The following is a 10356-nucleotide window of genomic DNA, read 5'->3' as shown; positions in this document are numbered from 1 at the left end:
ACATGGTCCCACCCCCACCCCTAATCCAGAGGGGGGAGGGTAACCAAGAGCTCCCGGGGAGTGGGCACAAGAAAGAAAAGGTGGGAAAACTGTTGTTGGGGTGGGCCTTTTTCTTCCCCCCCCCCCCACGCCCGGGTCCCGCGGGGCGACGGATCAGCGCCGCTCGGGCAGGTCGCGCTCGGCCGGAAGCGACTGCGTGTCCCGCGCCGGCGCGGTGGCGGTGCGCGCGGACGGCGCGGGCGCCGACCGCTTCCCGCAGAACGCGGCCTCCAGCGTGTCACCCAGCGCCGTGTTGGCCTCGCCGCGGTTGGAGGTGTTCGCCGTCGCCGACAGGCTGCGACGGCCGTCGCGGGTCGAGAAGGCGTAGGTGTAGTAGCCCTGCACGGTGCCGGTGTGGCCGTACACCCGCGTACCGCAGGACAGGTCGTAGCGGCGCAGACCGAGACCGTAGAAGCGGGTGTCGGTCGTGTCCGTCGGTGTCACCGTCGTCATGGCCTCCAGCGTGGCCCGGGACAGCAGCCGGCCGCGCATGAGCGCGCTGGTGAAGGTGTTGAGGTCGGCGGGGCTGGAGATGACGGCGCCGGCCGACTGCGCCCAGGACACGGTCTGCTCGGTGGAGTCCACGAGCGGCGCGCCGGCCTCGTCGGGGTGCAGATAGCCCCGGACCCGCAGACCCTTGATACGCGTGTCGGGATGCACGTACGAGGTCTGACGCAGCCCCAGCGGCTTGATGACGCGGCGCTGGTAGGCGTCGGCCACCGGACGGCCCGTCAGCTTCTCGATGAGCATGCCGACGACCACGAAGTTGGTGTTCGAGTACTTGTACGCGGCGCCGGGTTCGGTGGTGGGCGGCTCGGCGAGGGACAGGTCGAGAAGCTCCTGGTAGCTGAAGACGCGGTGGCGGACGGCCTCGAAGCCGGGCACGGTGTGCTGGAACATGGCCTCGGTGTAGTCGGCCAGGCCGCTGCGGTGGGTGAGCAGGTGACGGACCGTGATCCGGTCGTCGGGCAGCAGCCCCGGCAGCACGTCGTTGACGGGCCGGTCCAGCTCCAGCCTGCCCTCCTCCACCAGTTGGAGCAGCACGACGGCGGAGAAGGTCTTGCTCACGCTGCCGATCCGGAAGCGCGCGTGGATGTCCATCGGCGCCCCCGATTCCCTGTCGCGGACTCCGACGGCGCGGCTGCGGACCCCGTCCGGCGCGCTGTAGCGCGCCATGGCGCCCGGAGCGCCCTTGGCCATCGCCGCGTTCAGGGCCGCGACGACCCCGTCCATGTCCGGTGCGGGGGAGACGGGCGCCCCGGCGACGGTACGGGCCGCCGGAGCGGCCGACGCGGTGGTGAGAGGAGCGATTCCCCCGACGAGGGCGGTGATCACGGTGACGCCGACGGTCAGACGTCGGCGTGGCGACAGCAACACGATGAATCCTCGTTTTCTTCCTCGGTTGATGCGGTGGATGCCGCTGTTTCGGCTGTGTGCCGCGCGCACGAGGTGGTCGGCCACGCGCACGCATGGGTCAGGAGTGCCTGAACTCGGCCTCCGGTTGCAGAAACGCGACGCGACCTTGAAAGGACACTCGGCACCACCGGACCGGTGCCGTGGCGGCGCCTGGAGCGGACGACATGACGCCCCGTCAGTGGCCGACGGCGCCTCACATGGGCCGCATCCGACCCATTGACCCCCTGTGAAGCCGGAACCTACGCTGTGCGACGTATCCCAGAAAGCGCTTTCTAGATCACGGTCCGCATACCAGCACCGGGAGCGCACATTGAGCAGTCATCACACCCGGCTCCGCCGAAGAGTCCTCTTTCCCGCCACCGTCGCCACGGCGCTTCTCGCGCTTCTCGTCGGATTAGGGCTCGCCGCGCCCCCACGGGCGGAAGCGGCCGCGGCCTACCGGGTCCTGGTCTTCTCCAAGGTCACCAACTTCACCCATGACTCCATCCCCGCGGGGATCGAGGCCATCGAGAAACTGGGCAGCGAGAACGGCTTCGAGGTCGAGGCCACCGACGACGCCGCCGCCTTCACCGACGCGAACCTCGCGCGCTTCCAGGCGATCGTCTTCAACAACACCAACTCCACGCCGGAGTCCGGCGATCTGCTCGACGCCGCGCAGCGTGCCGCGCTCCAGAAGTACGTCCGTGGCGGTGGGGGCTGGGTCGGGCTGCACGCCGCCTCGGCCAGCGAGCGCGACTGGACCTGGTACGAGGGACTCGTCGGCGCCATCTTCGACAAGCACCCCGCCGTCCAGACCGGGCGGGTCAAGGTCCTCGACCAGGCGCACCCCTCCACCAAGGGCCTGCCCGAACTCTGGGAGCGCTCCGAGGAGTGGTACAACTGGCGCACCAACCCCACCGGCAAGGTCCACACGCTCGCCCAGATCAAGGTGCGCGACGGCATCACCGGGCTGGACGAGGGCGTCGACCATCCGTGGTCCTGGTGCCAGAACTACGACGGCGGGCGCTCCTGGTTCACCGCCGGCGGCCACGACAAGGCGGCGTTCACCGAGGAGCCGTTCCTGAGGCATCTGCTCGGCGGCATCCAGTGGGCCGCGGGCGACAAGCCCGGAGACTGCACCGCCACCAAGACCGGCGCCTTCCAGCGCACCCCGCTGGCCACCAGCGATCTCGCCGACCCCTTCGAACTGGCCGTGGCGCCCGACCGGCGCGTGTTCTTCATCCAGCGCACCGGCAAGGTCAAGGTGATCGACCAGCAGACGCTCAAGGTCACCACCGCCCTGGACTTCGCCTACACGCCCGAGATGACGAGCCAGTCCGACGGCCTTCTCGGCCTGGCTCTGGATCCGGACTTCGCCGAGAACCACTGGCTGTATCTCCTGAACTCCGACAAGACCGAGAAGCAGATCAACCTGTCGCGGTTCACGGTGACCGGCAACACGATCGACCCCGCCTCGGAGAAGCGGCTGCTCGCGATCCCCACCCTGCGCGGCGAGGGCAGGGCCAACTCCCACATGGCCGGCTCGCTGACCTTCGACAAGCACGGCGACCTCTACATCGCGACCGGGGACAACACCGACCCCTTCGCCTCGGACGGCTTCACGCCCATCGACGAGGGCGCGGGCCGTCGCGCGTGGGACGCCCAGGGCACCTCGGGCAACACCAACGACCTGCGCGGCAAGATCCTGCGCATCACCCCGCAGGACGACGGGACCTACCGGATCCCCGAGGGCAACCTCTTCGCGCCGGGGACGGACAGGACCCGCCCCGAGGTCTACGCCATGGGCATGCGCAACCCCTTCCGGATCACGACCGACCCGCACAGCGGCGCGCTGATGGTGGCGGACTACGGTCCCGACGCCCGCGAGGCCAAGGCGGACCGCGGCCCGGAGGGCACGGTCGAGTACACCCGCATCACCAAGGCAGGGAACTTCGGCTGGCCGTACTGCATCGGCAACAACACCCCGTTCAACGACTACGACTTCACGACGAAGACGTCGGGTCCGAAGTTCGACTGCGCCGCCCCGGTCAACAACTCGCCCAACAACACCGGGCTCACCCGGTTGCCGCCCGCCCAGCCGGCCACCGTCTGGTACGCCTACTCCGCCTCGCCCGAGTTCCCCGAAGTGGGCACGGGCGGCGGCGGGCCGATGAGCGGTCCGGTCTACGACTACGACCCGGAGAACACCTACCGCACCAAGTTCCCGGAGTACTTCGACGGGAAGTGGCTCAACTACGAGCTCACCCGGACCTGGTTCAAGGCGTTCTCGTTCCAGCAGAAGGACCAGACGTTCACCGATCCCCGCTTCGCCCCCGTGAAGGCCGGTGATCTGCATTCCATCAACGGGATCTTCGGCGACATGAAGTGGAACCAGCCCTTCGACGCCGACTTCGGGCCCGACGGCGCCCTCTACGTCATCGACTTCGGTCTGGGCAGCGGCACCGGCCGCGGCGGCAGCAACGAAGGGTCGGGCATCTACCGCATCGACCATGTCGGCGACGACCGGCTGCCGGACGCCAAGGTGAGCGCCACGCCCGACAGTGGCAAGGCGCCGCTGAAGGTCCAGTTCTCCAGCGCCGGTTCGGGCCTGCCGAGCGGCACACCCATGACGTACGCCTGGGACTTCGACGGCAACGGCACCACCGACTCGACGGTCGCCAACCCGACCCATGTCTACCGGACCGTGGGCCGCTTCACCGCCCGGCTGACGGTCACGGCCCCCGGAGACCTCAGCGCTCTCGCCGTCACCGACATCACCGTCGGCAACTCCCGGCCCGAGGTGACCATCCAGCAGCCGCCCAACGGCGGGATGTTCAGCTTCGGCGACACCATCCCGTTCAAGGTCAAGGTGAAGGACCGGGAGGACGGGGAGATCGACTGCTCGCGGGTGGTCGTCCAGTCCCAGCTCGGCCATGACTCGCATCTGCATCCGCTGGACAACTACACCGGTTGCGCCGGCGAGATCCGCACGGACGCCGGCGACAGCCACGGCCCCGGCCAGAACCTCTACTACGGCATCACCGCCCAGTACGAGGACAAGGGCGCGCCCGGGGCGCCGGCGCTCACCGGTTCCACCTCGCTCACCCTGCGCCCCGCGCTGCGCGAGGCGGAGCACCACACCTCCACGGGCGGCGCCCACGAGGGCGTGGTGGTGGCCGACCGCGCCGACGCCTCCGGCGGCAAGCGGCTGACGGAGATCGAGGACGGCGACTGGATCCGCTTCGATCCCGTGCACCTCAAGGGCATCGACTCGGTGACCGTCGGCGCGGCCTCGGGCGGCCTCGGCGGAACCGTCGAGTTCCGCTCCGGCTCACCCACCGGCTCGCTGCTCGGCAGCGTGAACGTGCCCAACACCGGGGGCTGGGGCAACGTCGTCTCGCCGACGACACCCCTGAAGTTCGCGGGGATCACCGCCCCGTTGTACGTGGTCTTCTCCCACCCGCAGTGGGCCGCCGACAAGCCGGACCTGCTCGCCCTGGACTGGCTGCACTTCAACGGGCGTGGCGTCGAGAAGCACCCGGGCACCAAGGTCACCGTGAAGGCGGCTCCGGCCTCCGGCGCGGCCCCCCTCGCGGTCCAGCTGACCAGCACCGTGAAGCCGCTCGCCGACCGCACCGTCGCCTCGTACCACTGGGACTTCGGTGACAACACCAGGCCCACCGGCCCCGAGGGCGCGACAGCCACGCACAGCTACGCGAGGCCCGGCACGTACACGGCACATCTGACCGTCACCGACGACAAGGGCGACACCACCAGCGCCTTCGCCCGCGTCACCGTGAGCTGAGGCAGGAACGGACATGAGAGCAGCTGACATGAACGGCACACGACGCGCCTTCCTCGCCACCGCACTGGGCGCGGCCTCGGCGACCGCCCTCGGCGCACCCGCCCAGGCCGCCGAGACGGGCCGGTGCCGACGGCGCATACCGCCGTCCGGCATCGGGATGCACCTCTACACCATGCGCACCCCGCTGGCGACGGACTTCAAGGGCACCCTCGCCCGGCTAGCGGACATGGGCTATGCGACGGTCGGCGTGAGCGGCCGGCACGGCAACAGCGCGGCCGCGATCCGGAGGATGCTGGACGAGACCCGCCTCAAGGCGGTGCTCGAACACGTCGGGTACGACATCGTCCGCGGCAGCGGCCTGCCGCAGGCCTTGGAGGACATCCACACCCTCGGCGCCAAATGGATCGTCGTCCCGAGCCTGCCCAGCGCCATGCACACCCCGGCCGGGTTCCGCGAAGCCGCCCGGGAGTTCAACAAGGCCGGTCTCGCCGCCCGCGAGGCCGGTCTCGGACCGCTCCTGTTCCACAACCACGGCCTGGACCACGAGGTCGTCGAGGGCGAGAACCTCTACGACATCCTGTTGAAGGAGACCGACCCGCACCTGGTCGGATTCGAACTCGACGTGTACTGGGCCGCCAAGGGCGGGGCGGATCCCCGGTCGCTGTTCCTGCGCCACCGCCGGCGCTTCCCCGCGCTGCACGTCAAGGACATGGCCGTGAACGGTGACTTCGCCGACGTCGGTTCCGGTGTCCTCGACTTCCCGTCGATGTTCGAGACGGCGGACAGCGGCGGCGTGCGGCAGTGGCTGGTGGAGCACGACGCGCCGGCGGACCCGTTCGCCACCGCGCTGAACAGCTACCGGTACCTCTCCCGTCTGCGGTACTGACGGCACTTGTACGCCACTGGGCCTCGCACCCTGGCAAGGAGGGGTGCGAGGCCCAGTGGCGTGAAAGGGTGCGCCGACCCGAGGACCCGCGTCAGTCCGCGGCGGAGGCCGCCCCCAGCAGATGCCGGACACGGGCGGTGGCCTCGCGGAACTCCGGGCGTCCCATCGTCTCGGTGTAGTCGCGCTCGGCCGGCAGCCCCACCTCGATGATCTCCGTGACCGTGCCCGGCCGCGGGCTCATGACCACCACCCGGTCGGCCAGGTAGCAGGCTTCGGAGATGGAGTGCGTGACGAGCAGCACGGTGGTGCCCGTCTCCCGCCAGATCCGGTTGAGTTCCATGTTCATCTGCTCACGGGTCAGCGCGTCGAGGGCGCCGAACGGCTCGTCCATCAGCAGCACCGGGGGCTCGTGCAGCAGCGCCCGGCACAGCGCCACCCGCTGCTGCATACCGCCGGACAACTCGTGCGGATAGGCGTCCTCGAAGCCGTCGAGACCGGTCATGGCGATCAGCTCGTCGACCCGACGCCGGGCGGCGGCGCCCGGCATCCCGCGCATCTCGGCCTGGAGCAGGATGTTGCGGCGCGCCGACCGCCACTCCAGCAGGGCCGCGCGCTGGAAGACGTAGCCGATGTCGTGGCGCGGGCCGCGTACCTGCTCACCCGCCAGCCGAACGTCCCCGGCGGACGGCCTCAGCAGGCCCGCGACCAGCTTCAGCAGGGTGGACTTCCCGCAGCCCGAGGGGCCCACGAGGGCGACGAACTCGCCGGGTGCGACATCGAGGGAGACGCGCTCCAGCGCGGTGACGTCCCGGTTCTTCGTCCGGAAGCGGACCGCCACGTCGGAGAGTCCGACCGCCGGCCGCCGCTCGTCCTTGTCCAACTGCACAGCGGGCTCCCGCACCGTCGTCTCTCTCGCCATCGTCATCCCTTCATCGCGGTGGCGCTGTCCCAGTACTCCGCCACGGCCTTGGGGCTCTGGACCAGGCCGGCCTCGGCGAAGACGTCGATCGTCTGCTGCCAGTCGGCCTCGGTGTTCACGCCCGGTGCCTTGCCCTCGGTCGCCGGGGTGTGCAGCAGCGTCAGGGTCGTCCTGAACTGCTCGGACAGCACCTCCTTGGGCGGGAGTTGTTCGCTGGCGCCCTCCATCGCGGCGACGGCCGGGTCGGGGGACTTCTCGGCGGCGGCGAAGGACTCGCTGACCGCCTTGGCCATCCGGGCGGCGACGTCCTTCTCGGTGGTCAGGAAGCGCTGACCGGCGATGAGGCCGTTGGAGTAGAAGTTGAGCCCGTGCTCGGAGAAGCGCAGATACGCGACCGGCTTGTTCGCCTTGTTCTGCATGGTGGGGCCCTGGTCGCTGGCGTAGCCGAGCAGCCCGTCCGTCTTGCCGGAGATCACCGCGGCGATCTTGCCCGCCGGGTCGGTGTTCTGGACCTTGACGTCCGACTCCGCGAGGCCGTTCTTCTCCAGGAAGATCGGGAACGTCTTCGAGAGCGCGTCGCCCGCGGTGCCCGCGATGGTCCTGCCCTTGAGGTCGGCGGGGGACTCGATGCCCTGCGACGCGAAGAACTGCACGGAGGACGGAGTGGTCTGCAGGAAGACGCCGAGGCTCTTCACCTTGACGCCCGAGTCGACGCCGGAGAGCACCGCGGGGGTGTCGGCCCAGCCGAAGTCGGTCTGGCCGGCGCCCGTGGCCTGGACGGTCTTCTGGGAGCCCTGGCCGGCCTGGATGGTGAGGTCGATGCCGTGCTTCTCGAAGATCTTCTGCTGCTTGCCGTAGTAGAACGGGGCGTGTTCGCCGTAGGGATACCAGTTGAGGGTCAGGGTGACCTTGTCGAGCTTCTCGCCCGACTCGCTGGTGCTCTGGTCCGAGCCGTCCTCACCGCAGGCCGTGGCGACCAGGAGCAGCGGAACGAGGCCGATCAGAAGTCTGCGCGCAGTCATGGCTGGTCCTTCTCGTCAGCGTGGGTCGTGCGGGGTCAGTAGGCGGTGGTGACACCGGAGTCCCGGCGGCTGGCGTGCCACGGGAGGAGCAACTTCTCGGCGATCTCGACGAGGATGAACAGGACCACGCCGATCAGCGACATCACGAGCAGTCCCGCGAAGAGCATCGGGGTGTCGAGGTTGCCGTTGGCCTGGAGGATGACGTAGCCGAGCCCCTCGTTCGCGCCGACGAACTCGCCGACGACGGCGCCGGTCACGGCGAGGGTGACCGCGACCTTGAGGCCGGAGAAGAGGTGGGGGAGCGAGGCGGGGAAGCGGATCTTGACGAAGGTCTGCCAGGAGTTGGCGCCCATCGTCGACGAGAGCTGGAGCATCTCCGGGTCGACCGCCTTGAGTCCGGTGACCATCGAGATCACCACGGGGAAGAAGGCGATCAGCACGGCGATGAGGATCTTCGGGGCGATGCCGAAGCCGAGCCAGACCACGAACAGCGGGGCGATGGCGATCTTGGGGACGACCTGGGCGAAGAGCAGGATCGGGTAGAGCGTCTTCTCGACGGTCGACGAGTAGACCATGATCACCGCGGCGGCCACACCGACGGCGACGGCGATGAGGAAGCCCAGCAGCGTCTCGTAGGTGGTCACCCAGGTGTGCTGCCAGAGGTAGTCGCTCTTGCCGGTCAGGACGTCGAGTGTCGCGCCCGGTGAGGGGACGAGATAGGGCTCGACCAGTTCGGCCGCCGCGATCACCCACCAGGCGCCGAAGCAGGCCAGCAGCAGCGCGAACGGGCGCCAACTTCGCTCCAGGGCCCGGGTGATCCGCTCTGCGGCTCCCGGCTTGTTCCGCTCGGCAACCCCCGTCGCCTTACCGGGTGTTGCGTTCATGACGCTCTGGCTCACGGGTCGATTCCTCCGGTTTCCGGAGCGGTGGGGAGGAGCTGTGGTCCGGGATGGTCGGAAAACGCTTTCAGAAAGCGCTTTCTGATAAGGTGTGGCCACGCTAATGACTGCCTGTGCGCACGGTCAATAGGTCGTCCCGAAGTTTCGGGGGTGCGGTGAGAGAACGGCATGCAACACCCGTCCATGTGACGCTCGACGTCGTCGCGCGTGAGGCCGGCGTCTCCCTGGCCACGGCCTCCAGAGTGCTCAACGGGACCACGCGGGTCCGTGAGGACCTGCGCCAGCGGGTGCGCGCGGCCGCCGACCTGCTGGGCTACATCCCCAACGCCCATGCCCAGGCGCTGGCCAGCGCCTCCAGCAACACCGTCGGGCTGATCTGCCACGACGTCGGCGACCCGTACTTCGCCGCGATAGCCGCCGGAGTGATGCGGGCCGCCGCCGAGCAGGACCTCCTCGTCATGCTCGCCAGTACCTTCCGCGAACCCGAGCGGGAGATCGCGTACGTCTCCACGCTCCGCGCGCAGCGGGCCCGCGCGATCCTGCTCATCGGCTCGGGCATCCAGGACCGCGCCTGGGAGCGGGCCCTCGCGGCCGAACTCGCGCCGTACGTCCGCGCGGGCGGCCGGGTCGCCGTGGTGAGCCGGCACCGCAGCCTGCGGGTCGACGCCGTACTGCCCGAGAACCGCGCCGGCGCGGCGGCGCTCGCGCGGGCCCTGCTGGACCTCGGTCACCGGGAGTTCGCCGTGCTCAGCGGACCACCCGAACTGACCACCGTCTGCGACCGGCTGACGGGGTTCCGCGAGGGCCTCGCCGCGGCCGGCGTCAGGCTGCCCCGGGAGCGTGTCGTGGAGGGCGCCTTCACCCGCGACGGCGGATACGCGGCCGCGCGCGAGCTGCTCACCCGCTCCGGCCGGCCGACCTGCGTCTTCGCCGTGACCGACGTGATGGCGGTCGGGGCACTCGCCGCGTTCCGGGAGCAGGGCGTCCGGGTGCCCGAGGACATGTCGCTGGCCGGTTTCGACGACATCCCCCTCGTGCGGGAGCTCTCACCGCCCCTGACCACCGTCGCCCTGCCCCTCGCCGCGATGGGGCAGCAGGTCATGGCCCTCGCCCTGCGCGAGCCGTCCGGCCCGCGCTCGCGCGTCCTGCGGGCCGGCGGCGAGGTCGTACTGAGGGCCAGCACGGCGCCACCGCCTGTCGACTCCGCGCGGGAGAGGGCGGGTTGAGCACCGCGGGCGCCGCCTGACCTGGGCTGCTGCGTTCTGCGGGTCAGCATGGTGTCATCGGTCCTCGATGCCCTGCGGGAGAGGGCGTGTTGAGCATCGCGCGTGCCGCCTGACCTGGGCTGCTGCGTTCTGCGGGTCAGCATGGTGTCATCGGTCCTCGATGCC

The 10356-nt window shown here is 69.9% G+C and carries 7 protein-coding genes; 3 read left to right on the top strand and 4 right to left on the bottom strand.

The genetic code is table 11. From position 1 onward, the window contains the following. Positions 1–153 precede the first annotated feature (153 nt). A complete protein-coding gene (locus tag ACZ7LV_RS17590; protein WP_471940260.1) occupies positions 154–1416 on the bottom strand; it encodes a serine hydrolase domain-containing protein in 1263 nt (420 codons plus the stop codon). Positions 1417–1765: 349 nt separating this feature from the next. On the opposite strand from ACZ7LV_RS17590, the gene ACZ7LV_RS17585 reads away from it, so the two are divergent. Further along, a complete protein-coding gene (locus ACZ7LV_RS17585) occupies positions 1766–5239 on the top strand; it encodes a ThuA domain-containing protein (protein WP_471940258.1) in 3474 nt (1157 codons plus the stop codon). 13 nt (positions 5240–5252) lie between these two features. Further along, positions 5253–6125, top strand: coding sequence for a sugar phosphate isomerase/epimerase family protein (locus ACZ7LV_RS17580; RefSeq protein ID WP_471940257.1), 873 nt, complete (start codon positions 5253–5255; stop codon positions 6123–6125). 91 nt (positions 6126–6216) lie between these two features. Here the strand turns inward: ACZ7LV_RS17580 and ACZ7LV_RS17575 are convergent, their stop codons facing one another. From ACZ7LV_RS17575 to ACZ7LV_RS17565, 3 genes are read right to left on the bottom strand one after another with little or no spacing between them, the layout of a single operon-like run. Then, positions 6217–7050 (bottom strand): ABC transporter ATP-binding protein, encoded by an 834-nt coding sequence (locus tag ACZ7LV_RS17575; RefSeq protein WP_471940256.1) that lies wholly within the window; start codon positions 7048–7050, stop codon positions 6217–6219. Beyond that, complete coding sequence (locus ACZ7LV_RS17570) at positions 7047–8066, bottom strand: ABC transporter substrate-binding protein (protein WP_471940254.1); 1020 nt, start codon at positions 8064–8066, stop codon at positions 7047–7049. Before ACZ7LV_RS17570 ends, ACZ7LV_RS17575 begins: the two co-directional genes overlap by 4 nt. Before the next feature lie 35 nt (positions 8067–8101). Beyond that, complete coding sequence (locus ACZ7LV_RS17565) at positions 8102–8950, bottom strand: ABC transporter permease (RefSeq protein ID WP_471940487.1); 849 nt, start codon at positions 8948–8950, stop codon at positions 8102–8104. Between the two features lie 200 nt (positions 8951–9150). Between ACZ7LV_RS17565 and ACZ7LV_RS17560 the strand changes: the two genes are divergently transcribed. Continuing rightward, entirely contained in the window at positions 9151–10191 is a 1041-nt protein-coding gene (locus ACZ7LV_RS17560; protein ID WP_471940252.1) for a LacI family DNA-binding transcriptional regulator, read from the top strand. Positions 10192–10356: the final 165 nt, after the last annotated feature.

Source organism: Streptomyces sp. NPDC107562 (assembly GCF_055657325.1).
Note: the sequence above shows the minus strand (reverse complement) of the source record. Positions and strands in the feature narration are given on the sequence as shown.

Coding starts and splice junctions, on each gene's coding strand:
- ACZ7LV_RS17580 (WP_471940257.1), top strand. CDS start 5,253: ATGAGAGCAGCTGACATGAACGGCACACGACGCGCCTTCCTCGCCACC.
- ACZ7LV_RS17575 (WP_471940256.1), bottom strand. CDS start 7,050: ATGACGATGGCGAGAGAGACGACGGTGCGGGAGCCCGCTGTGCAGTTG.
- ACZ7LV_RS17570 (WP_471940254.1), bottom strand. CDS start 8,066: ATGACTGCGCGCAGACTTCTGATCGGCCTCGTTCCGCTGCTCCTGGTC.
- ACZ7LV_RS17565 (WP_471940487.1), bottom strand. CDS start 8,950: ATGAACGCAACACCCGGTAAGGCGACGGGGGTTGCCGAGCGGAACAAG.